This is a genomic window from Noviherbaspirillum album, from assembly GCF_035916955.1.
GTDB classification, from domain to species: Bacteria; Pseudomonadota; Gammaproteobacteria; order Burkholderiales; family Burkholderiaceae_D; genus Noviherbaspirillum; species Noviherbaspirillum album.
This window is the reverse complement of record NZ_JAWIIV010000123.1, coordinates 1-1,029: the sequence shown is the minus strand read 5'-3', so window position 1 is coordinate 1,029 and position 1,029 is coordinate 1. Positions and strand designations below refer to the sequence as shown.

At 50.6% G+C, this 1,029-nt stretch carries 1 protein-coding gene; it reads right to left on the bottom strand.

Annotated features, from left to right (window positions below; genetic code table 11):
- Positions 1–953: IS110 family RNA-guided transposase (locus RY831_RS32990; RefSeq protein ID WP_326510500.1), on the bottom strand; the 953-nt coding region annotated here is incomplete at its 3' end.
- Positions 954–1,029 lie beyond the last annotated feature (76 nt).

Below are 1,029 nucleotides of genomic sequence, written 5' to 3'. Positions count from 1 at the left end.
TCAAAGCCACAGTACTTTAGGAACTGCCGATGATAGGCAAAGCGTTTAACGTCTCCAGCTTCAGCCAGAATCGTTAGAGCAATAACAGGACCTACCCCGGGTAATGTCTTGAGATGTTCGAAGGCCTCATTACCTGCAAGTACTTGTTCCGCGCGCTCTTCGATACTGGCCCTTAACTGATTTAATTCCTGATAGCGCTTCAGAGTCACGCGAAACATCTCTACCGCCAGTGAATCAGGAGCGTGAGGCAGCGCGGCACTCGAACCGGCGATCTCCCATATCTCCTCAAGCTTGGCTTGCTTATTCACTTTGCGACCGACCAGATCCCATGCTGCCAGCACAAAGGCCTCCTGCGAAAGCGACCTTACATGAGCGGGAGTTGGAAATTCAATGAGAAAACGGATAAACCATTCATTGCGGGTAGTCGCCCAATAGCGGTGCATCTCTGGAAAGTAAAGCGGTAGTCCATGATTGATCAGTGAGTTCTGTGCCTTCGTACGTGCGCGTGATACCTGGTAATAGGTCTTGGCGATTTCCTGCAAATCATGAGTGCCAGCCACCATAGGATCAACATACCGTTGATAGGCCTGACGGCGCAGCATCTCTAGAATCACCGCAGCATCCTTCGGATCGTTCTTGTCCCAGGAATTGAACATGGCATCACGATAGCGGGCAACAGCAACCGAGTTGATTCCAACGACTTCAAATCCCGCCATCAGAAGACGATATGCGATGGGACGGTGATAGTCTCCCGTAGGCTCTATACCAACGCGACATGGGCCGGATAATGATTGAAGAAAGCCAATCAGGCGGTCATAGTCAACCGCAGTATTGCCCATCTTGAAGCGGTGAAGTTTGCCAGCCGCGGTTTCCAGCAGGACATAATTCCAATAGCGAGCAATGTCGATTGCCACTAGATTGAGCGCAGGTGTAGCATTTGTGGTGTCAGCCATCTCAGGTTCCTCCTTCGGTAAACGGACAAACAGAAGGATGCTCCTACTCTTGATGGCTGACATTCTGCATGTACTA